General features: G+C 64.1%; 20 protein-coding genes and 1 pseudogene. 15 read left to right on the top strand and 6 right to left on the bottom strand.

Features of this window, described 5'->3' with window-relative positions; translation table 11 throughout:
• Positions 1 to 1,596, bottom strand: a complete 1,596-nt coding sequence (gene sapA, locus I6L33_RS17050; protein ID WP_201971149.1) for an ABC transporter substrate-binding protein SapA — start codon at positions 1,594 to 1,596, stop codon at positions 1 to 3.
• Positions 1,597 to 1,686: 90 nt separating this feature from the next.
• Positions 1,687 to 2,721: a phage shock protein operon transcriptional activator gene (gene pspF / locus I6L33_RS17045; protein WP_216972987.1), complete on the bottom strand. Its 1,035-nt coding sequence runs from the start codon at positions 2,719 to 2,721 to the stop codon at positions 1,687 to 1,689.
• Positions 2,722 to 2,917: 196 nt separating this feature from the next.
• On the opposite strand from pspF, the gene pspA reads away from it, so the two are divergent.
• The 12 genes and pseudogenes from pspA to I6L33_RS16985 all read left to right on the top strand — a co-directional run bounded on the left by pspA (position 2,918) and on the right by I6L33_RS16985 (position 12,571).
• Complete coding sequence (gene pspA, locus I6L33_RS17040; protein WP_005300077.1) at positions 2,918 to 3,598, top strand: phage shock protein PspA; 681 nt, start codon at positions 2,918 to 2,920, stop codon at positions 3,596 to 3,598.
• 3 nt (positions 3,599 to 3,601) lie between these two features.
• Positions 3,602 to 3,838 (top strand): envelope stress response membrane protein PspB, encoded by a 237-nt coding sequence (gene pspB, locus I6L33_RS17035; RefSeq protein WP_005300084.1) that lies wholly within the window; start codon positions 3,602 to 3,604, stop codon positions 3,836 to 3,838.
• The gene (gene pspC, locus I6L33_RS17030; protein ID WP_213343540.1) at positions 3,835 to 4,239 is read left to right on the top strand and encodes an envelope stress response membrane protein PspC; all 405 of its coding nucleotides are present in this window, start codon (positions 3,835 to 3,837) and stop codon (positions 4,237 to 4,239) included. Before pspB ends, pspC begins: the two co-directional genes overlap by 4 nt.
• 132 nt (positions 4,240 to 4,371) lie before the next feature.
• Positions 4,372 to 5,778 carry a YcjX family protein gene (locus tag I6L33_RS17025; protein WP_216972986.1) on the top strand — a complete coding sequence of 469 codons (1,407 nt, stop codon included), beginning with the start codon at positions 4,372 to 4,374 and terminating at the stop codon, positions 5,776 to 5,778.
• A gap of 61 nt (positions 5,779 to 5,839) precedes the next feature.
• Positions 5,840 to 6,871, top strand: a complete 1,032-nt coding sequence (locus tag I6L33_RS17020) for a YcjF family protein (RefSeq protein WP_216972985.1) — start codon at positions 5,840 to 5,842, stop codon at positions 6,869 to 6,871.
• A 172-nt stretch (positions 6,872 to 7,043) separates the two neighbouring features.
• Complete coding sequence (phhA, locus tag I6L33_RS17015) at positions 7,044 to 7,838, top strand: phenylalanine 4-monooxygenase (RefSeq protein ID WP_139752647.1); 795 nt, start codon at positions 7,044 to 7,046, stop codon at positions 7,836 to 7,838.
• A 53-nt stretch (positions 7,839 to 7,891) separates the two neighbouring features.
• Positions 7,892 to 8,230, top strand: coding sequence for a 4a-hydroxytetrahydrobiopterin dehydratase (locus I6L33_RS17010; RefSeq protein WP_017779983.1), 339 nt, complete (start codon positions 7,892 to 7,894; stop codon positions 8,228 to 8,230).
• Between the two features lie 31 nt (positions 8,231 to 8,261).
• Positions 8,262 to 8,351: pseudogene (locus I6L33_RS17005) on the top strand (4a-hydroxytetrahydrobiopterin dehydratase); the annotation flags it as partial.
• Positions 8,352 to 8,520: 169 nt separating this feature from the next.
• Positions 8,521 to 10,068, top strand: coding sequence for a transcriptional regulator TyrR (gene tyrR, locus I6L33_RS17000; RefSeq protein WP_010634201.1), 1,548 nt, complete (start codon positions 8,521 to 8,523; stop codon positions 10,066 to 10,068).
• A gap of 195 nt (positions 10,069 to 10,263) precedes the next feature.
• A complete protein-coding gene (locus tag I6L33_RS16995) occupies positions 10,264 to 10,815 on the top strand; it encodes a YfiR family protein (RefSeq protein WP_026141919.1) in 552 nt (183 codons plus the stop codon).
• Positions 10,812 to 12,080: a diguanylate cyclase gene (locus I6L33_RS16990; RefSeq protein WP_017765502.1), complete on the top strand. Its 1,269-nt coding sequence runs from the start codon at positions 10,812 to 10,814 to the stop codon at positions 12,078 to 12,080. Before I6L33_RS16995 ends, I6L33_RS16990 begins: the two co-directional genes overlap by 4 nt.
• 2 nt (positions 12,081 to 12,082) lie before the next feature.
• Positions 12,083 to 12,571, top strand: a complete 489-nt coding sequence (locus I6L33_RS16985; RefSeq protein WP_005300102.1) for an OmpA family protein — start codon at positions 12,083 to 12,085, stop codon at positions 12,569 to 12,571.
• A 57-nt stretch (positions 12,572 to 12,628) separates the two neighbouring features.
• Here the strand turns inward: I6L33_RS16985 and I6L33_RS16980 are convergent, their stop codons facing one another.
• The gene (locus I6L33_RS16980; protein ID WP_181969419.1) at positions 12,629 to 13,363 is read right to left on the bottom strand and encodes a TerC family protein; all 735 of its coding nucleotides are present in this window, start codon (positions 13,361 to 13,363) and stop codon (positions 12,629 to 12,631) included.
• Positions 13,364 to 13,481: 118 nt separating this feature from the next.
• Here I6L33_RS16980 and I6L33_RS16975 point away from each other — a divergent pair, with 118 nt between their 5' ends.
• The 3 genes from I6L33_RS16975 (at position 13,482) to I6L33_RS16965 (ending at position 16,748) form a co-directional block, all read left to right on the top strand.
• Positions 13,482 to 14,597, top strand: coding sequence for an ATP-NAD kinase family protein (locus tag I6L33_RS16975; RefSeq protein ID WP_117404305.1), 1,116 nt, complete (start codon positions 13,482 to 13,484; stop codon positions 14,595 to 14,597).
• Between the two features lie 110 nt (positions 14,598 to 14,707).
• Positions 14,708 to 14,986: a YfcL family protein gene (locus tag I6L33_RS16970; RefSeq protein ID WP_005300108.1), complete on the top strand. Its 279-nt coding sequence runs from the start codon at positions 14,708 to 14,710 to the stop codon at positions 14,984 to 14,986.
• A 97-nt stretch (positions 14,987 to 15,083) separates the two neighbouring features.
• A complete protein-coding gene (locus I6L33_RS16965; RefSeq protein ID WP_042007761.1) occupies positions 15,084 to 16,748 on the top strand; it encodes an AMP-binding protein in 1,665 nt (554 codons plus the stop codon).
• Positions 16,749 to 16,822: 74 nt separating this feature from the next.
• Here I6L33_RS16965 and cdd read toward each other — a convergent pair whose 3' ends face one another.
• The 3 genes from cdd to I6L33_RS16950 all read right to left on the bottom strand — a co-directional run bounded on the left by cdd (position 16,823) and on the right by I6L33_RS16950 (position 18,931).
• Positions 16,823 to 17,704 carry a cytidine deaminase gene (gene cdd, locus I6L33_RS16960; protein WP_042007764.1) on the bottom strand — a complete coding sequence of 294 codons (882 nt, stop codon included), beginning with the start codon at positions 17,702 to 17,704 and terminating at the stop codon, positions 16,823 to 16,825.
• A gap of 187 nt (positions 17,705 to 17,891) precedes the next feature.
• Positions 17,892 to 18,578 (bottom strand): LrgB family protein, encoded by a 687-nt coding sequence (locus I6L33_RS16955; RefSeq protein WP_010634194.1) that lies wholly within the window; start codon positions 18,576 to 18,578, stop codon positions 17,892 to 17,894.
• Positions 18,575 to 18,931: a CidA/LrgA family protein gene (locus tag I6L33_RS16950; protein ID WP_017785392.1), complete on the bottom strand. Its 357-nt coding sequence runs from the start codon at positions 18,929 to 18,931 to the stop codon at positions 18,575 to 18,577. Before I6L33_RS16950 ends, I6L33_RS16955 begins: the two co-directional genes overlap by 4 nt.
• Between the last annotated feature and the right edge of the window lie 95 nt (positions 18,932 to 19,026).

Here is a 19,026-nt window from a genome sequence, read left to right as displayed (position 1 = left end):
TTACTCCCGATAGGCCTGGTTGAAGACGGTGCCGCCAAAGGGCATCAGGGAGAGCCCCTCGATGTCGCTGCGGCTGACCTGGGTACGCAGGGCATGGGCCAGCGGAATGAGCGGCATCTGTTCGTTGAGCAGGGTCTGGGCGTAATAGTAGTTGCGCAGCCGAAACGCCAGCTGGGGCGTGGTCACCGCGTCGTCCAGCAGCTGATCAAACGCCGGGCTGCACCAGCGGCTGTAGTTGTTGCCGCGCTCGACGGCGGCGCAGCTCAGCAGCTGGCGAAAGAAGTTGTCCGGGTCTGCGTTGTCGGCGATCCAGCCGCTGAGCAAGCTGTCGTACTGACCCTGGGCGAGGCGGGCCTCGATGACCGGCCACTCCTGCTGCACGATTTTGAGCTTGATGCCGATCTTGGCCAGATCGCTTCGCATCAGCTGGGCGGTCTTGAGGGCATCCGGGTTGTAGGCGCGCGAGCCCGGCTGCACCAGCACCTGCATCTCGAAGCCTTGCGCCAGTCCCGCCTCCTTGAGCAGCTGGCGCGCCCGCTTGAGATCCGGCTGGCGCATCGGCAGGGAGGGGTTGTAACCCCAGGAGAGCGGCGGCAGCAGGCTGTTGGCGGGCTGGCCCGTCTCGAAATAGACCGCCTGCAGCAGGTTGTCGATGTTGATGGCGTTGGCGATGGCCTGGCGCACCTGCACCTTGTTGAACGGTGCCTTGCGGGTGTTGAGGGCGAGGAAAGCGACGTTCATGCCGGACTGCACCGCCAGGCTGAGGTCGGGATCCTTGTCGATCACCGACAGCTGGCTGGCGGAGGGGGTGCTCATCACGTCGCACTCGCCGGTCAGCAGTTTGGCCAGCCGCTTGGAGGATTTGGGGGTGATGTCGTAGATGAGCTGCTCAATCTTGGCCTCGCCGCCCCAGTAACCGGGGTGGCGCAGATAGCGCACGTATTCGTTGTGGCGATACTCCTTGAAGCTGAACGGCCCTGTGCCCACCGGGCGGCTGTCGATGAGTCCCGGGGTGCCGGCCTTTTGCAACTGCTCTGCATACTCGGCGGAGAGCACGATGGCGTAGTCGCTGGCCAGGGTGGCGAGGAAGGAGGCATCCGGCCGGTTGAGCTCGAACACGACGTTATCGGCCCCCTTCCGGTAGACCCGCTTGATCAGCTGATCCAGCCCCAGGCTGTAGAAGTAGGGGTACTCGCCGCCGGACACCTCGTGATAGGGGTGCAGCTTGTTGAGCAGCCGCTGCCAGGTGAACACCACGTCGTCGGCGTTGAGGGGGCGGGAGGGGTTGAACCAGGGCGTGTGGTGAAAGGTCACCCCCTGGCGCAGGGTCAGGGTATAGGAGAGACCATCCTCGCTCACCTGCCAGCGGGTGGCGAGCCCGCCTTCGAGCGCCAGGGTGTTGGGGTTCACCTCCAGCAGGCGGTCATAGAGCGGGCGCGAGCTGGCATCCAGGGTCACCCCCGAGTTGGAGACCTGGGGATTGAAGGTCTGGGGCGAGCCTTCCGCACAATAGATGAGTCCCGTTCTGGACGCGTCATCCTGTTTGTGACAACCGGTGAGCAGCACCAGCACACCAAGCAGCAGGGGTTTGAGCATTCTCATTGTCGAACCATGTTTTTATACGAAGTTGCCGGCGATGGGGCCGGCAAGGGGTGGAAGCCGCTCTGGCACGGGCTGCCCGGGTTATTAATCCGCATCGTTGTCACTGTCCAGCAGCTGGTATTTGCGCAGCATGCCGCGGAACTGGTGATAGCTCAGGGCCAGCAGTTGGGCGGCTTTGCGCTGATTATACTGGGATTGCTGCAACGCTTGCTTGAGTAAATTAATCTCGTAGCCCGCCACCGCCTGTTTGAGGTCCAGCGGCAGGGTGGCAGTGGCCGCAACGGGCACCGATTGCGGCTCGCTCGGCAGCGCCGCGGCGGTGTCGGTGCGAGCCAAGGGACGCCAGGGGGAATCGAACGGATTGAGCACCAGCTCGGCCAGCGGCAACTGGGGGTTGCCCTGGCGGTAGATGCTGCGCTCCACCACGTTTTTCAGCTCCCGCACGTTGCCGGGCCAGGGGTAGTCCAGCAGCAGCTGGGTCGCCTTGCGCGAGAAGCCGGCAAACAGCTGATAGCCGAGCTCCCGGGTCATGCCGTGGGCGAAGTGCTCCGCCAGCATCAGAATATCGTCGCGCCGCTCCCGCAGGGGGGGCAGAGTGATGACGTCGAAGGCGAGCCGGTCGAGCAGATCGTGGCGAAATTGCCCCTTGTCGGCCAGCGCCGGCAGATCCTCGTTGGTGGCGCACACCAGCCGCACATCCACCTTGAGGGCCTTGGCGCCGCCCACCCGCTCGAACTCCCCGTACTCGATGACCCTCAGCAGTTTCTCCTGCACCCGGGCGCTGGTGGTGGCCAGCTCGTCAAGGAAGAGGGTGCCGCCGTCGGCCCGCTCGAAGCGACCCTGGTGACGCTTGGCGGCACCGGTGAAGGAGCCCGCCTCGTGGCCGAACAGCTCGGTCTCCAGCAGGCTCTCGCTCAGGGTGGCGCAGTTGACGGTGACAAAGCTTTGATCCCAGCGCGCCGAGAGATAATGTAGGCGGTGGGCGATCAGCTCCTTGCCGGTACCCCGTTCGCCGATGATCAGCACGGGCTTGCGCAGCGGCGCCAGGCGGGAGGCCTGCTCAATGATCTCGAGAAATGCGTTGGATTCCCCCAACAGGCTTTCCGTGGCCGTGGTCATAGTCATCCCCGTGAGTCGGTGAAAGCTGGTCAATCTTACCAAAAGTTGGTGATTCTAATCATTACTTGTGTGGTGTCTCTTGAAATGTGATCGAGCAGCCCCATATAAATCAACAAGTTAAATTCTGTTCCAGATTGGCACACAAGTTGCCATTGTCAATGGAGAAACAACGTATGCCAACCACAGGAGTACAATCATGAGTATTTTTTCCCGCCTGGCCGACATCATCAATTCCAACCTGACGGCCCTGCTCGACAAGGCAGAAGATCCCCAGAAGATGGTGCGCCTGATCATCCAGGAGATGGAAGACGAATTGGTGAAGGAGCGCTCCAACTTGGCCCGCTTCCTCGCCAACCAGAAAGAGATCGGCCGCCAGGTCGCCCGCCATCAGGAGCGGGTCGCCGAGTGGCAGGGCAAGGCCGAGCTGGCCCTGAGCAAGGAGCGGGAAGACCTGGCCCGCGCGGCGCTCATCGAGAAGAAGAAGCAGGCCGAGCTGGCCGACTCCCTGTTGCGTGAGCAGCAGGCGGTGGACAGCGGCATCGAGAAGCTGGGGGAGGAGATCCGTCAGCTGGAAGCCAAGCTGGAAGATGCCCGTGCCCGCCAGAAAGCGATGGCCATTCGCACCGAAGCGGCCAGCAGCCGTCTCAACGTGCAGAGCCAGGTTGCCCGTGGCGACAGCCAGGCGGTGGTGAGCAAGTTCGAGCGCATGGAGCGCCGCATCGACGAGATGGAGGCCCGCGCCGATCTGGGGCAGTCCGACAAGGCGCTGGCCCAGCAGTTTGCCGAGCTGGAAGCCGACGATCAGATAAGCAAAGAGCTGGAAGCCATGCGCCAGAAGCTGGGCCAGAGCGACACCACGCCGAAACAGGGAGAGTAACAGATGGAAGATCTGCTGGGTGTGTTGATGGTTCCCATGGTGGTCTTCATGGTAGTGGTGGCCCCCATCTGGCTGGTGCTGCACTACCGCGCCAAGGGGCGTATTGGCGCCGGTCTTGCCGATGGCGAGCGTGAACAGCTGCAGGGTTTGCTGGTGCGTGCCGAGAAGATGCAGGAGCGGGTGGGCGCCCTGGAGTCGATTCTGGATGCGGAAGTCCCGGGCTGGAGGAACAAGGTATGACACAGTGGAGCAAAGAGGGGCGCAACCTCTATCGTGACCCCCAGCGCGGCAAGATAGCCGGGGTCTGTGCCGGCCTGGCAGAGTACTTCGGGGTGGAGACCTGGATCGTGCGGCTGCTGGCCATCAGCGGCCTCATCTTCGCCGGTTTCATCACCTTCACCGCCTACGTCGCCGCCTGGTTTCTGCTCGACAAGAAGCCGGTCACCCTTTACGCCCAGGAGGATGCCGACTTTGCCGAGGTGCGGATGAAGGCACGCAGCTGGCAGGCAGGCATCACGCCTCATCAGGCCCTTGCCCGCATCGGCCAGGAGCTGGATGCGCTGGAGCCCAGGGTGCAGCGCATCGAGAAGCTGGTGACCTCCAAGGAGTTCACCCTGCAGCGGGAGTTTCGCAACTTGTAAGGCCTGAGCGGTACGATGGCCCCGCCGGCCTGGACTTGCCTCTGATGGCAGGGGAGGCGGGCGGGGATCATGACGAGGGGGGGCTGCCTGCCACCCGCTTCGCCAGGTTGGTATGGGAGAACAGAACAAGCCTTGATACTCAATAAACTGGAACAGCAATTCAATCGCCTGCAGCACAAGGCAAGCGACGTGGTGAACCGGGTCCGGGATCGCCACATCCGGCTGGCAGTCACCGGCCTCTCTCGCAGCGGCAAGACCGCCTTCATCACGGCGCTGGTCAACCAGCTGGAACACGCGGCCATCGACGGCCGCCTGCCCCTGTGGGATGCCCTGCGCCAGGGGCGCATCCTCGGCGCTCGCCGGGTACCCCAGCAAAATGCCCATATTCCCACCTTTGCCTACGAGCGCGGCCTCGACTCTCTGTTTGGCGATCCGCCGGCCTGGCCCGAGCCGACCCGCGGGGTGGCCGAGGTGCGCCTGGAAATCCGCTATCGCACCCGTCATCCGCTGCGCAAGCACCTGGGGGAGATCTCCACCCTCTACGTGGATCTGGTGGATTACCCCGGGGAGTGGCTGCTCGACTTGCCGCTGCTGGAGATGAGCTACGAGCAGTGGAGCGAGCAGGTGCGCGAGCAGCTGCGCCGCCCCGAGCTGCAGGCCCTTGCCGCCGGCTGGCTGGCACCCGCATGGCAGGCGGATCAGGGCTTCGAGGAGCGGCCGGTGGCCCAGCTCGCCGAGCGCTATACCGATTACCTGCACGCCTGCAAGCGTGAGCTGGGGCTTCACCTGATCCAGCCCGGCCGCTTTGTGCTGCCGGGGGAGTATGCCGGTGCCCCCATGCTGCAGTTCGTGCCCTGGGTGTGGGACAAGCCTGCTGGCGAGCCCGCCGAGGGGACTCTCTACGCCACCCTCAAGCAGCGCTTCGAGCAGTACAAGCAGCATCTGGTGCAGGGGTTTTATGAGCAGCACTTCGCTGGTTTCGATCGCCAGATCGTGCTGGTGGATTGCCTGCAGCCCCTCAACGCCGGGGCGGCCAGCTTTGGCGACATGCAGCAGGCCATTGCCCGCATCATGGAGAGCTTTGCCTACGGCAAGAGCAACTGGTGGCGGCGGCTCTTCTCACCGCGCATCGACAAGCTGTTGTTCGTGGCGAGCAAGGCCGATCACGTCACCCCGGAGCAGCACGGCCCCCTGGTCTCCCTGCTGCAACACCTGGTGCGCAGCGGCCGCGGCCAGGCCCGTTTTGAGGGGATTGCTACCGAGTGTCTGGCGCTGGCCGCCATCAAGGCGACCGAGGTGGGCAAGGGGGTGGCCGATGGCCGCGAGTTCCCCGCCATTCGTGGCACCAGCCTCTCGGGTGAGCCGCTGTTGCTGTTTCCGGGCGAGGTGCCATCCCATATCCCGCCTGCGCAGTGGTGGAACAAGCAGGGCTTTGATTTTCAGGCTTTTCGCCCGCTGCCCATGAGCGCCCATCAGGCGCTGCCCCATATCCGGCTCGATGCGGCGCTGGAGTTTCTGCTCGGGGATCACCTCGAATAAGGGTGTGCGGTCCGGGTTTGTTGCCTGCGCCGCCCCCAGAAGACGGTTTTCAGGAGAAGCGATGAACGATCAGACAAAAGCGCAGCCGCCGCTGCAGGGTAAGGTGATCCTGGAACCCACCTTGACGGCAGCTGACGACCAGCGAGCGCCGGCTCCGGCCCAGCGGCTGGAGGAGGCGAGCTTCGAGCGCCTCGATGAGCTGGAAGATCTCACCGAGGTGGAGAGCGCCCTCATCATCAAGCCGCGCCGCCGTCATCGGCTGCTGGCCTGGGGACTGGGAGCGGTCGGTGTGCTCTCTCTGGGCCAGTACGGCGCCTTTCTCTACGAGCAGTTTCTCACCACCCCGCTCTGGGGCGGTGCCTGGCTGGCGGCCTCGGCACTGGTGGCAGCGGGCACCGCCGGGGTGGTGGGGCGCGAGTGGCTGCGCCTGCGCACCCTCAAGCGACGCCAGGATGTGCGCTCGCGGGCCGAGGATCTGCTGGCCCATCAGGGGGTCGGTCAGGGGCAGGGGTTTTGCGAAGGGCTGGCCGAGCGCAGCGGCGACAAGGGGCGCGAGGGATATCAGACCTGGCTGGCCCAGCTCGACGAGAGCCACAACGATCGGGAGGTGTTGACCCTCTACAGCCAGCTGGTGCTCGGTGAGCGCGACAAGCTGGCCCAGGCGCGGGTGGCCAAATGGTCGGGAGAGGCTGCCGTGCTGGTGGCCCTGAGCCCGCTCGCCACCGTCGACATGATGCTGATGCTGTGGCGCAACCTGCGGATGATCGAGGACATCGCCGACGTCTACGCCATCGAGCTCGGCTACTGGAGCCGCATTCGCCTCATCCGTCAGGTGTTTCGCAACATGCTCTACGCCGGCGCCACCGAGCTGGTGACCGAGGTGGGGATGGATTTGCTGGGGGCCGAGCTCACCGCCAAGCTCTCCGCCCGCGCCGCGCAAGGGGTGGGGGCCGGGCTGCTCACTGCCCGGCTCGGCCTGCGCACCATAGAGGCGTGCCGCCCGCTGCCCTGGTGTGCGGACGAGAAACCCAGGCTCGGCGAGCTGCGCAAGCGGCTGATCGGTCAGCTGGCGGGCTACCTCAACAAGGGGTGAGCACCAGGCCAGGGGCTCGATTGTGGTTGTCACAAATTATTTACAATTGTCCACGGCAGCCGACCCCTGGGTCGGCTGCTTTTTTGGGAGGCAAACCGTTACAGTGATCTCATCGCGCAATGGCGCCACACCGCCCGGATGGCGGGTTGCAACCCAGAGGATGGAGTCACCCATGGCAAGTCTCTACACCGCCCACCAGCCGGACGAAGCGGGCACGATCCACTACTCGGACGAGGAGCACGGCACCTGGCAGATCCTGATCGCACGCCAGTTGGCGGCGCTCGAAGGCAAGGCCTGTGACGAGTACCAGGCCGGGCTGGCGCGGCTCGACCTGCCCCGGGATCGGATCCCCCAGCTGGCCCAGATCAACGCCGTGCTGCAACCGGCCACCGGCTGGTCGGTGGCGGCGGTGCCGGCGCTCATCTCCTTTGACCGCTTCTTTGCCCTGCTGGCCAACCGCCAGTTTCCGGTGGCCACCTTTATTCGCCGCCGGGACGAGCTCGATTACCTGCAGGAGCCCGACATCTTTCACGAGATCTTCGGCCATTGCGCCATGCTGACCAACCCCGCCTTCGCCCACTTCACCCATGTCTATGGCCAGCTCGGCCAGCGGGCCGGCAAGGAGGATCGGGTCTTTCTGGCGCGGCTCTACTGGTTCACGGTGGAGTTTGGCCTGCTGGCCACGGCGAAGGGGCTTCGCATCTACGGTGGCGGCATTCTCTCCTCCATCGGCGAGACCGCCTATGCCCTCGGCAGCCAACCTGTGCTGCAACCCTTTGATCCCATCGAGGTGCTGCGCACCCCGTATCGCATCGACATCATGCAGCCCACCTATTTCGTGCTGCCCGAGCTTGATGAGCTCTATCGTCTGGCGGAGCAGGACATCATGGCCATGGTGGCCGAGGCGCGCCGTCTGGGGCTGCGTCCACCCCGTTTTGCACCGGCCGGCGGCAAGCAGGCGAGCTGAGTCGCCCGCCGGTATTTGATTACCCCTTTTCATCGATACACAAGGAGAGTCCCATGTCCGAACTGGCCAGCCAGCAGTGTGAAGCGTGCCGCGCCGATGCCCCCAAGGTGAGCGAACAGGAGCTGAGCGAACTGATGCACCTCATCCCCGACTGGCAGCCGCTGGTGGTAAAAGGTGAGCTGCAACTGCGGCGCGAATTCACCTTCCGCAACTTCAAGGAGGCGCTCGCCTTCACCAACCGGCTGGGTGAACTGGCGGAGGCGGAGTTTCATCATCCCGCCATTCTCACCGAATGGGGCAAGGTGACCGTCAGCTGGTGGACCCACAAAATTGGCGGATTACACCGCAACGACTTCATCATGGCGGCGCGTACGGATGAGCTGCTGAAGTGAAGACGCCCTCACTCACCGAGTGGGCGAGATGGTGACCGCCAGCTGGTGGCCCCGCAAGATAGGTGGCTTGCACCGCAACGGCTTCATCATGGCGGCGCGCACGGACGAGCAGCTGAAGTGAAGAGGACATTCCTCATCGACAAATTGCTCAAATAAACGCCTGTAGATGACGCGGGCCTGCCCGGTGAAAACGGGGCGGGCCCGCATTTTTATGGGCTGGCGCTCGCACTGGCGGGATCGAGTCTGTATTATCCGGTCATTCATAGAGTTAGCTAGGAAGTGTGTCCCGAATGCGTCTTGAAGTCAGCTGTGAAGACCGCCTGGGCCTGACCCGGGAACTGCTCGACCGCCTGGTGGAGCACAACATCGATCTGCGCGGCATCGAAATCGATACCTCAGGCATCATCTATCTCAACTTTCCCGAGCTGGAGTTTCGTGATTTCCAGCACCTGATGCCGGAGATCCGCCGCATTCCCGGCGTCTATGACGTCAAGACCATCCCCTACATGCCCTCCGAGCGGGAGCACCACGAGATTGAGGCGCTGCTCAAGGCGCTGCCGGATCTGGTCTTTTCCCTCGATGCCAAGGGCAAGGTGACCCAGGCCAACCAGTCCGCCCTCACCACCCTGGCCCTGCCGGTGGAGGAGGTGCGCGGCGCGGCGCTCGGCTCCCTGGTCAAGGGCTTCTCCTTCAGCCGCTGGCTGGAGGCGAGCGAGATCCGCCCGCAGACCTGCAAGCTCAGCATCGGCGGCGAGGAGTATCTGGCGGATCTGATGCCGCTGTTCGTTGCCGAGGAGAAGGGCAAGCAGGCCCTGGCCGGCGCCGTGGTGGTGCTCAAGTCCGCCCGCCGGGTTGGCATGCACTTCAGCGCGCTGCACGCGGTGGAAGTGGGGGGCTTTGAACACCTGCAGGCCGAGAGCCAGAAGATGAAACAGGTGCTGGCCCAGGCGAGCAAGCTGGCGATGCAGGATGCGCCGCTGCTGATCGTCGGCGAAACCGGCACCGGCAAGGAGCTGCTGGCCCGCGCCTGCCACGGTGCCAGCCTGCGCTCCAGCCACCCCTTCATGGCGCTCAACTGTGCGGCCATGCCGGACAACGTGGCCGAGAGCGAGCTGTTCGGCTATGCCCCCGGCGCCTTTGGCAACAACACCGAGGGCAAGCGCGGGGTACTGGAGCTGGCGAGCGGCGGCACCCTGATGCTGGACGAGATCGGCGACATGTCGCCCCATCTGCAGACCAAGTTCCTGCGGGTGCTGCAGGATGGCGTGTTCCGCCGGGTCGGCGACGAGCAGGAGGTGAAGGTCAATGTGCGCTTCATCTGCACCACCCAGAAGCAGCTGCTGGATCTGGTGCATGAGGGCAAGTTCCGGGAAGATCTCTACTATCGCCTCAACGTGCTGAGTCTGGCGCTGCCGCCGCTGCGCGAGCGCAAGGCGGACATCATGGCGCTGGCCCAGCAGTTCGTCTCCCGCTTCGCCAGCGAACTGCAGCGTCCGCGCCCGCGCTTTACCCGCAACATGGCCGAGTACCTGACCGCCTATCGCTGGCCCGGCAACGTGCGCCAGCTGCGCAACTGCCTCTATCGCGCCATGACCTTGCTGGAAGGGGACGAGATCGGCCCTGAGCACGTGGACTTGCCGGTGGCGGCCGACGCCATGCCGCTCATCGACGAGTGGTTCGAAGGGGGGCTGGACGAGGCGGTGAAACGCTTCGAGAGCAGGCTGCTGGAGCGGCTCTACCCGGCGTTCCCCTCCACCCGTCAGCTGGCCAAACGGCTGGGGGTGTCGCACACCGCCATCGCCAACAAACTGCGGGAATACGGGATCAGCAAGAAGTAACCCCATGAATGTAACTTATCGCAGGGCTCACGCCGGGGTGGGCCCTCTTCATTATTGTGACGCCAGCCCGGTCAGCCCCTTGCTCTGCGGGCTGCGCCTTGTCATGCTGCTGACAAGTTCCATACTATCTCCTGCCGGCTCACCCCCTTCGGGCCTGTGCCCTGTGTGGTTGCTGAGGCGGGTGTAAGCGCAGGCATGATGCACACTTTTTCACTGTTCAGGATCCTGGTCTGGCTGGCGCCCCTGTTTTGCTCGCTGGCCCTCTCCGGCGAATCGCCCCCGCTCACCGCGGCCGAGCTGCGGTCCGAGCAGGTACGCCAGACCGTGCTCGACATTCTCAGCTATACCCGCTGGCCGAATGAACCGAGCGAGCTGCGCCTGTGCGTGGCGGCACCGACGGAGTACGCCACCGCGCTCTTTTCCATCAAGCAGCAGGCCAACGGCCGGCCGGTCAGCGTCCATCGCTACGAAATCGATGACGAGGCGATCGGCCCCCAGTGTGACGTGCTCTATCTGGGGGTACTCTCCTCCGAGCGGCGCTTGCCGTTGTTTGAACGGCTGCGTGGCTACCCCATCCTCAGCATCAGCGAATCCAGCTCCGAGTGCGTGGCCGACGCCGTCTTCTGCCTGCAGATCGGCAAGGAGCGGATCCGGTTCAGGGTCAATCTGGATGCCCTGGCCAGGAGCGGAGTGCGGGTGCATCCGGCGGTGCTCAAACTGGCCAAGGCCGATGAGGGGGGGTCATGATAGGTCTGTTCCGCCCCCCCTCCCAGCGCCTCACCTTGCGACAGAGTCTGGGACGCACCCATCTGGTGACGTCCCTGACCGCGGTCTGCATGGCCGGTCTGCTGCTGACCGGCATCGCCCTGCTGGCGCTGCGGCTCTATGCGGATCACAATCTGGAGCTGGTCGCCCGCGCCATCGGCTATACCAGCGAAGCGGCCGTGGTGTTCCACGACGAGGAGGCGGCCCGGGAGGCGCTGGAGGCCATCCTCACGCACGAAGACGTGGCGCAGGCCAGCATCTATCTGCCGAGCGGCCAGCTGCTGGCGAGCTGGAGCCGGGCCATGAGCACCCCCTGGTCCGGCCTTGAGCAGTATCTGGCGCGGATCATCCTGCCGGGGCCGGTGGATCAACCCATGATGCGGGGGGGCATGGAGATCGCCCATATCCACCTGGTGGGGCACGGCCAGTATCTGTTGTTGTTCCTGCTGCAAACCCTGTTGGCCATGCTGCTCTGTCTGGTGCTCAGCACCCTGGGGGCCCTCTATGTGGCGCACCGGATGCAACACTCCCTCACGGCGCCACTCAAGGAGCTGGCCCAGGTGGCCCACAGCGTGAGCCGCCAGCGGATCCTCGCCATGCGGGTGCCGGAGGCCAACATCGCCGAGCTGCACGAGCTGGGTCAGGATTTCAACTCCCTGCTCGACGAGCTGGAGGCCTGGCAGGCCCACCAGCGGCGGGAGAATGCCAGCCTGCTGCACCAGGCCACCCACGATGCCTTGACCGGCTTGCCCAATCGTGCTCTGTTTGAGGCTCGTCTGGATCAGGCGGTCACCACGGGCCGGCTGCATGACGAGCGCTTCGCGCTGCTCTACCTCGATTGTGATCGCTTCAAGCAGATCAACGACACCCTGGGCCATGCCGCCGGGGATGACGTGCTGATCGCGCTGGCCAGACGGGTACAACATCAGCTGCGGCCGATGGATCTGGTATGCCGTCTGGGGGGCGACGAGTTTGCCATCCTGCTCACCCCCCTCTCCCTGGTGGAGGAGGCGGAGGATGTGGTTGCCCGCATCCAGCAGGCCATGGCGGACCCCGTGGTACTGGGGGACGGCAGCCAGCTGGTGGCGGCCGTCAGCATTGGCGTCGCGCTGTATCCGGATCAGGGGCAGAGTGCCGCCGATCTGCTGCAGCAGGCGGACCATGCCATGTACCAAGCCAAACGGCTGCGTCGGGAGCTTGCACTCCATGAGCAGCTGGAATTTGATGTCTCTGCTGAGGAAAAATAACAATGAAGATCCATGTCCTGATGAAAACCGGCTTGATCGGTCTGCTGTTGAGCGTGCTGATGGGTTGCCAGAGTGCTCCCCACGGCCTCACGGCAGAGCAGATCGCCGTACTCAAGGAGCAAGGCTTTCGCCTGACCGACGAGGGTTGGACTCTGGACTTCTCCAACCGTGTGCTGTTTGCCAACAACGCGGATGCCCTGACCCCCAAGACGCGCGTCGTGGTGGAAAAACTGGGGACGACGCTGCTGGAAGTGGGCTTGAACCGGGCGCGGATCGATGGTCATACCGACTCCAACGGGGCGGCGGACTATAACGATCAGCTCTCCTACAAGCGGGCGCAGTCGGTGGCCGACGTGCTGGTTTCGGTCGGCATGCCGCAGGCCAACCTGGACATCCGGGGCCGTGGCGAGCGCGATCCGATAGCCGACAACAAGACGGCTGCCGGTCGGGCCGAGAACCGCCGCGTGGCGATTGTCATCAGCAATGAATGACACGGTTGTGTAGATACAAAAAGAGCGCCATCAGGCGCTCTTTTTTGTGGCTCGCCGTTATTGCTGCTTGAGCTTCTCGCGGTCGTGATGACTGCGCAGGCGGATGTTGATCATCTCCACCGTCAGCGAGAAGGCCATGGCGAAGTAGATGTAGCCCTTCGGAATGTGCAGATCCATCCCCTCGGCCATCAGCGCAAAGCCCACCAGGGTGAGGAAGGAGAGGGCCAGCATCTTGATGGTGGGGTGGTTGTCGACGAAGTCGCCGATGGCCTTGGCGGCGAACATCATGATGAAGACGGCGATCATGATGGCCAGCACCATGACCGGCACGTGATCCGCCATGCCCACCGCCGTGATGACCGAATCCAGGCTGAAGACGATGTCGAGGATGGCGATCTGGATCAGGGTGCTGATGAAGCCGGAGGCGGCCGTGCTCACGCTCTCGGGCTCGGCGGCCCCCTCCAGAGTGGTGTGGATCTCGTGGGCACTCTTGCCGATGAGGAACAGGCCTCCCAGCAACAGGATGAGATCGCGGCCCGAGATGGCCTCGCCCAGCACGGTGAACAGCGGCTCGGTGAGGCGCATCACCCAGGCCAAGGAGAGCAGCAGCAGGATGCGGGTGCCCATGGCGAGACCCAAGCCCAGGATCCGCGCCTTCTGGCGCTGGGCTTCCGGCAGGCGGCCGACCAGGATGGAGATGAAGATGATGTTGTCGATGCCGAGCACGATCTCGAGCAGGGTCAGGGTGGCGAGCGCGACCCAGGCGGAGGGGTCTGCAATCCATTCCAGCATGATGAAACCTTGGTTGAACTTTGGTTGAGGGTTGAAACCGCGCATTCTAGCAGGGGGTTATGGCTTGTCCCAGTGGCTGGAAAAGATAAAAATGGCGACCATCCAACGGGAGGGACATATGTTTCGTTTAGGACTCATCATCAATCCGGTCGCCGGCATCGGCGGCGCGGTCGGTCTCAAGGGCAGTGACGGCATGGTGGCCGAGGCGCTGGCCCGTGGCGCCGTGCCCAAGGCTTGCGAGCGGACTCGTCAGGCGCTGCTGCCACTGTGTGAACTGGCGGAGCGCTTCGAGCTGCTGACGGTGGCGGGGGAGATGGGGGCCGGGCTTGCCGGCGAGCTCGGTCTGCCCTGTCACATCGTCTATCAGCCCGCCACTGTGCCCACCACGGCGGCCGATACCCGAGCGGCGGCGCGGGCGCTGCGCGAGGCCGGCGTCGATCTGCTGCTGTTTGCCGGCGGTGACGGCACGGCGCGCGACATCTGTGCGGCGGTGGGGGAGTCGTGCCATGTGCTGGGGATCCCGGCCGGCTGCAAGATCCACTCCGGGGTGTACGGGGTGACCCCAGCCGCCAGCGGTCGGGTGGTGGCCAGAATGATCGCAGGCGAACTGCTGAGCCTGGTGGATGCCGAGGTGATGGACATCGACGAGGAGGCGTTTCGCGCCGGCAAGGTGCGTGCCCGCCACTATGGCCAGCTGCAGGTGCCCGGCGATCTGCGCTACGTGCAGGCGGTCAAGCAGGGGGGACGGGAGTCCGAAGAGCTGGTGCTGGCGGACATCGCCGCCGGTGTGGTCGAGCAGATGGAGCCCGATACCCTCTATCTGATGGGCTCCGGCAGCACGGTGGCGGCCTGCATGGCGGAGCTGGGTCTGGAAAATACCCTGCTCGGTGTGGATCTGGTGGAAAATGGCCGGCTTATCGGGCAGGATCTCTGCGCCGCCGAGATCCTGACCCGGATCCGCGGTCGTCGCTGCCGGCTGATCATCACCCTGATCGGCGGTCAGGGACATCTGTTCGGGCGCGGAAATCAGCAACTGAGTCCAGAGGTGATCCGGGCCGTCGGGCGGGACCAGATCCAGGTCCTGGCCACCAAAGCCAAGCTGGCAGCCCTCGTTGGCCGTCCGCTGCTGGTGGATACCGATGATCCGGCGCTGAACCGGTCGTTAAGTGGTTATCTGCGGATCACCACGGGATACAAGGATCAGGTCATCTACCCGGTGGCCAACCCGGAATAGGACATCAAGGATGCGGCTGGCCTGGCGCCAGAGAGCCGCGATCAACCGGATCGCGGTTCCACTCCCCCGAATTATTTTGCCGGCAATCCCGGAAAATGAGGCTGCGTTAAATGACGATTCATGAATTTGAGCACAAGTTGTTGGGACTGATAGACAGCATGGTGGCCACGGCGACCGATGACGAGCTGTTTGCCGGGGGCTACCTGCGCGGCCACATCTCGCTGGCGGTGGCGCGGGCCGAGCTGGAAGGCAAGACCCTGGTGCGGGATGTAAAGAGCTATGTGCTGCGCAGCCTGAACGAGGCCATTTTGCAGGGTGAACTCTCGGAAGAGGATGAGAAGCTGGTGCAGGCGATGTGGATTCGTTTGCAACAACAGGCAGAAGCTTGATCGGTTACACAGTTCAAACAGAAGTTTAAGTTTATTCTTCCCTGAGGTTAGTGAAAGGTTAATAATAAGTTTCGCCTTTTGTTTCAGGGATTAAACTATGGCTTCCTCCTCGCGTATTGCCAATAAACTGCCGCTCGAAATGCTCTATCACTGGGAGCGGCAGTCTCCTGACAGAGTCTATCTGCGTCAAACCATCAACCGAGAATACGTGGACTTCACCTGGGGCGAAGTGGCCGATGAGGCCCGCCGCATGGTGACGGCACTGCGTCAACTGGGGCTGGTGGCCGGCGACAAGGTGGCACTGCTTTCCAAGAACTGCGCCCAGTGGTTCATCGCCGATCTCGCCATGCAGATGGGGCAGTACGTGAGCGTGCCCATCTACCCCACCGCCAACGTCGATACCATCGAATACGTGCTGCGCCACAGCGAGGCCAAGGCCATTTTCGTCGGCAAGCTCGATGACTGGAAGAGCCAGGAGGCAGGGGTGCCCGCCGATCTGCTGCGCATCGCCTTTCCCTATGACACCATGCCGGCGGCCCACCAGTGGGACGAACTGCTGGATCGCCACGAACCGATCCCGGACAGCCCGGTGCAGGCGCCGGACGCCCTGCTGAGCCTGGTCTACACCTCTGGCAGCACCGGCAAGCCGAAAGGGGCCATGCTGAGCGTCGAACGTTACGCCTGGTCGTGCGAGAAGCTGGTGGAGACCGTGGGCCTGACCCAGTCCGACCGCGGTTTCTCCTATCTGCCGCTCGCCCACATCACAGAGCGGGTCTACATCTATGGCGGCAGCCTCTACGGCGGCGCCACCATCGCCTTCCCCGAGTCCCTCGATACCTTTATCGAGGACGTCAAACGCTGCCGTCCCACCGTGTTCATCTCGGTGCCGCGGCTGTGGGCCATGTTCCGCATCAAGATCCTCGAGAAGCTGCCCCAGCAGAAGCTGGCGCTGCTGCTCAAGATCCCCTTCGTCTCGGGCCTCATCAAGCGCAAGCTGCAAAAGGGGCTGGGGCTGGATCAGGCGCGGGTGCTTGGCTGCGGCTCGGCGCCGGTGTCGCCGGCCCTGCTTGAGTGGTACCTGAGCATCGGCCTTCAGGTGACCGAAGCCTGGGGCATGACCGAAAACCACGCCTACTCCACCATCAACTACCCGTTCAGGGCCGACAAGATAGGCACGGTCGGCAAGGCGGGGATCGGGGTCAACATCAAGATCTCCGACGAGGGGGAGATCCTCTGTCGCTGCGAGGGCATGATGCTGGGCTACTACAAGGATCCCGAGCACAGCCGCGAGGCCATCGATGAAGAGGGCTGGCTGCACACCGGCGACATGGGCAAGCTGGATCGGGAGGGCTACCTCACCATCACCGGCCGCATGAAGGACGTGTTCAAGACCGCCAAGGGCAAGTATGTGGCGCCGGTGCCCATCGAGGGGTTGCTGGGCCAGGAGCCCATCATCGAGCAGTTGTGCGTGATCGGCTACGGCATGCCGCAGCCGGTGGCGCTGGTGCAGCTGGCGGAACACGCCATGAAGGGGGATCGCAGTCAGGTCAATGCCCAGCTGGAGGCGGCCCGCAACCGGGTCAACGAGCAGCTGGAGTCCCACGCCAAAATTCGCGGCATCCTGGTGGTGAAGAGCCCCTGGAACATCGAGAACGGGGTGCTGACGCCCACCATGAAGATCCGCCGCCACCTGCTGGAGCAGAAGTACGCAAACCTGGGGGACGCCTGGTCCTCTGCCCAGAGCATCGTCTGGGAGTCCTGACAGGGGATCCGCTGATCACCGCAAAGCAACAAGGGGAGCCACTGGCTCCCCTTGTTGCTTCAGGCCATGGCCGATCAGACCGCCTGGTACTCCAGTTCGACCGAACCGAGCGCCTTGAGGGTGGCGCGGGCGGAGTCCTGCTGGCTGATCTGGCCATCCTTGCTCTCCAGCAGCACGGCGCGGCGGATGGTGGCGAGATCCTCGCCGCCCAGCACTGCATGGGCACAGGCCATCTGCATCGGTGGCAGGCTGGGGTTGAAGGCGGCATTCTCGGCGTAGCGGCCGCAGAAGATGCGCCCGTCGGCGAACTGCAGTGCCACCGCGGCATAACCCTGGCTGTAGGGGGCGTAGCTCTGGCGGGCGGCGGCCAGCGCGGCCTGCCACAGCGGATCCTCGCTCTCAAGCTGGAGCTCGTCGTGGGACTGCGGGCTCATCAGGGCGTCCGTGATGTCCAGATCCGCCGGGCCGAACGAGTGGGGCAGGAAGGATTGCAGCGCGCTCAAGTCGTCCGGCAGGGAGACCTTGAGGGTCTTGGCGGTGCTCAGCTCGTTCATGAACTGGCGGCAGTGACCGCAGGGGGTGTAGTTGACGGTGATCTCGGAGATGCCAGTCTCGCCGCCCAGCCAGGCGTTGGAGATGGCGGACTGCTCGGCATGCACCGAGTGGAACAGTCCCTGGCCGGCGAACTCCATGTTGGCGCCGAAATACCAGTTGCCGCTCAGGCCGCAGGCGATGGCACCGACGAAGAACTTGGAGATGGGGGCCACCGAGCAGGCGGCGGCCAGCGGCAGCAGGGCCAGGCGCAGGGCGCGATCGTCAAGACCGGTAGCGGCTTTCAGGGTCGCGACCTGATCGGCGGTGAAGCGGGCCTGGAAGTCATCGCCCAGCATGGGCAGCAGGGCTGCCTTGAGCGGAGCGGACAGGGTATCGAGTGGCTTGGCAAAACGGGGATGCATAGTGTGTCCTCAAAGGCCAATTGGGGGGCCATTGTAGGGAGCAAGCTCGGCTAAATGTGTGAGCGTGCTCACGCCCTGACGGGCAAACGGAGGGGGATGTTAATGGAAACGTTTGTCTTGTGCAAATTGTGCGGCAGGTCGCACATCGGCGGGCCCGCAGGCCCGCCGCAGCGGAAAAGGGTGCGCTTCAGCTCAACCAGTGGTAAATGGCAAACAGCAGGGGCGCCACGGCGGCGGTGAGGATGCCGCACACCACCATGGCCAGCGAGGCAAAGGCCCCCTGGGTGATGCCCTGCTCGGCGGAGGTGGCGGTGCCGATGGCGTGGGCGCAGGCGCCCATGGCCAGCCCCTGGGCTTCGGGGTCGGTGACCCGCATCAGCCTGAGCAGGGGGAAGCCGACCAGGGCGCCGACGATCCCGACCACCACCACCACGGCGGCGGCGATGGCGGGAATGCCGCCGAGGGACTGGCTGACGCTCATGGCGAGCGGAGTGGTGATGGATTTGGTGGCGAGCGAGGCCAGCAGTGCCGGATCGGCGCCCATGAAATGACCGACTGCCAAGGTAGTGCAGACCGAGATCAGGACCGAGCTCAGGGTGCAGATCAGGATGGGCTTGAGCCTGGCCTGGATCTGGCGGGCCTGCTGATAGAGGGGCAGCGCCAGCGCCACCACCGCCGGTTCCAGCAGCGCCGTGATGGGGCGGGTGCCGCTCTCGTACTGTTCCAGCGGCAGATCGAACCAGAGCAGCAGGCCGATGATGACGGCGGTGGGTACCAGCACCGGGTTGATGATGGGCCAGGGCAGCTTGCGATAGAGGGCCCGGGTGGCGAAATAGAGTGCCAGGGTCAAGGGAATGGCCAGCCAGAAGATCATCTGTTCATCCTCTGGTAGAGACGGCCGACGGTGCCGAGGATCAGCACGATCCCGAGCACGATGCAGAGCATGATGAGGCCGAAGGATTGGCGCAGCGGCTCCAGCCAGGCCACCAGCCCGACCGCCACCGGCACGAACAAGACCCCCATGTGGCGCAGCAGCAGGCCGGCGCCCTGCTCGACCCAGTGCAGTTTCACCAGTTGCAGGGAGAGCAGCACGAACAGCAGCAGCATGCCGATGATGCTGCCGGGAAAGGCGAACGGCAGGATGGCTGCCAGGGCTTTGCCCGCCAGCAGGCAAGCGACGATGACCAGAAAGTCACGAAGGTACAGCAAGGCACGTTGCGCGATCACAGGAGCCCCATCTTGGTAACGGTAAAGTAAGGAATACGCCAGTCTACCAGAGAGACAGGGTCGCGGCATTAAAACAATAACAGCTGAAATCAGTT

It is taken from the genome of Aeromonas sp. FDAARGOS 1403 (assembly GCF_019047325.1).
Lineage (GTDB): Bacteria > Pseudomonadota > Gammaproteobacteria > Enterobacterales > Aeromonadaceae > Aeromonas > Aeromonas dhakensis.
This window is presented reverse-complemented; position numbering and strand designations above follow the sequence as displayed.

Bases quoted from the DNA above. Each gene is read 5' to 3' on its own strand.
- sapA (WP_201971149.1), bottom strand. From the start codon at position 1,596: ATGCTCAAACCCCTGCTGCTTGGTGTGCTGGTGCTGCTCACCGGTTGT.
- pspF (WP_216972987.1), bottom strand. From the start codon at position 2,721: ATGACCACGGCCACGGAAAGCCTGTTGGGGGAATCCAACGCATTTCTC.
- pspA (WP_005300077.1), top strand. From the start codon at position 2,918: ATGAGTATTTTTTCCCGCCTGGCCGACATCATCAATTCCAACCTGACG.
- pspB (WP_005300084.1), top strand. From the start codon at position 3,602: ATGGAAGATCTGCTGGGTGTGTTGATGGTTCCCATGGTGGTCTTCATG.
- pspC (WP_213343540.1), top strand. From the start codon at position 3,835: ATGACACAGTGGAGCAAAGAGGGGCGCAACCTCTATCGTGACCCCCAG.
- I6L33_RS17020 (WP_216972985.1), top strand. From the start codon at position 5,840: ATGAACGATCAGACAAAAGCGCAGCCGCCGCTGCAGGGTAAGGTGATC.
- phhA (WP_139752647.1), top strand. From the start codon at position 7,044: ATGGCAAGTCTCTACACCGCCCACCAGCCGGACGAAGCGGGCACGATC.
- I6L33_RS17010 (WP_017779983.1), top strand. From the start codon at position 7,892: ATGTCCGAACTGGCCAGCCAGCAGTGTGAAGCGTGCCGCGCCGATGCC.
- tyrR (WP_010634201.1), top strand. From the start codon at position 8,521: ATGCGTCTTGAAGTCAGCTGTGAAGACCGCCTGGGCCTGACCCGGGAA.
- I6L33_RS16995 (WP_026141919.1), top strand. From the start codon at position 10,264: ATGATGCACACTTTTTCACTGTTCAGGATCCTGGTCTGGCTGGCGCCC.
- I6L33_RS16990 (WP_017765502.1), top strand. From the start codon at position 10,812: ATGATAGGTCTGTTCCGCCCCCCCTCCCAGCGCCTCACCTTGCGACAG.
- I6L33_RS16985 (WP_005300102.1), top strand. From the start codon at position 12,083: ATGAAGATCCATGTCCTGATGAAAACCGGCTTGATCGGTCTGCTGTTG.
- I6L33_RS16980 (WP_181969419.1), bottom strand. From the start codon at position 13,363: ATGCTGGAATGGATTGCAGACCCCTCCGCCTGGGTCGCGCTCGCCACC.
- I6L33_RS16975 (WP_117404305.1), top strand. From the start codon at position 13,482: ATGTTTCGTTTAGGACTCATCATCAATCCGGTCGCCGGCATCGGCGGC.
- I6L33_RS16970 (WP_005300108.1), top strand. From the start codon at position 14,708: ATGACGATTCATGAATTTGAGCACAAGTTGTTGGGACTGATAGACAGC.
- I6L33_RS16965 (WP_042007761.1), top strand. From the start codon at position 15,084: ATGGCTTCCTCCTCGCGTATTGCCAATAAACTGCCGCTCGAAATGCTC.
- cdd (WP_042007764.1), bottom strand. From the start codon at position 17,704: ATGCATCCCCGTTTTGCCAAGCCACTCGATACCCTGTCCGCTCCGCTC.
- I6L33_RS16955 (WP_010634194.1), bottom strand. From the start codon at position 18,578: ATGATCTTCTGGCTGGCCATTCCCTTGACCCTGGCACTCTATTTCGCC.